1 protein-coding gene is annotated in these 970 nt (G+C 72.0%); it reads right to left on the bottom strand.

Annotation, left to right across the window (positions count from 1 at the left end):
- The coding region (locus tag GTW40_RS27230) for a hypothetical protein (RefSeq protein WP_161182789.1) at positions 1–797 on the bottom strand (797 nt) is incomplete at its 3' end.
- Between the last annotated feature and the right edge of the window lie 173 nt (positions 798–970).

The raw sequence follows: 970 nt of genomic DNA, 5'->3' as shown, positions 1-970 counted from the left end.
AGGGTCGGGGCCGGGGTGAGGGCGGGGTGGGTGCCGGGTGAGGTGAGGGCGGTGGAGTGGGTGTCGGCGGGGGCGGGGGTGCCCGGGGTGGTGGCGACGGGGGTCCGGGGGTTCGCGGTGCTGGGGGTGGTCTCCCGCGCGGCTCCGGTCTCGGCGGTACCGGGGCCGACGGTGCCGGTGGGCATCCCTGTCGGGGCTGTAGACGCCGTAGGCACTGTCGGTGCGGTAGGCGACTCGTCCTCACCGCTCTCCTCCCGACCGCTCTCCTCCTCCCCGCGCCCCTCCTCCGTGACCCCGAACCGATAGGCGTTGGACTCCCCCACCCAGTCCCCGTCGTCGCCCTTCCGCTGGACGACGGCGGCGTTGGCGGTGACCTGTTCGGGGGTGGCGTCCGGGGCCAGGGCGAGGCGCACCTTGACGCTCACCGTCTTGCCGGGGGCCACCGTGAACCCGCCGAACCCGTCGCCCTCCAGCACCCCGATCAGCTCCTGCTCGTCGGTGGTCACGAACCGTACGGGCCATGCCCGGGAGCCGTCGTAGAAATCCATCCTGGGCTGTACGGGCTTCAGCACGCGCCGCTCGTCGGTGAGGACGACGACCGGGTGGACGCCGGTGCAGGTGTCCTGGGTGGTGTTGGTGAGGTCGATGTACCAGACGCCGTAATCGCCGCCCGCCGCATAGGAGTTGGGACCGCCATGGATACGGGTCTCCAGCGGGAAGGACCGCCCGTCACCGGAGGGCGCGCACCCGGCCGTGGCGGCGGCGTGCGCGGCGGAGGGGTTCAGCGGGAGCAGCACGACGGCCGAGGCAAGACAGAAAACGGAAGGCAAGGAGGCCAGAGGAGGCAAGGAGGCAGACGATCGCATGACCATATGAACTTCCCGCCCCAACGCACCCGCCCGCCCCCACCCCCCGAGCGACACGACAACTCCGCCCGATCAGTGGAGCCAACTCCCCCAACCGGAGGCCA

Source organism: Streptomyces sp. SID4985 (assembly GCF_009863025.1).
Taxonomy (GTDB): Bacteria; Actinomycetota; Actinomycetes; order Streptomycetales; family Streptomycetaceae; genus Streptomyces.
Note: the sequence above shows the minus strand (reverse complement) of the source record. Positions and strands in the feature narration are given on the sequence as shown.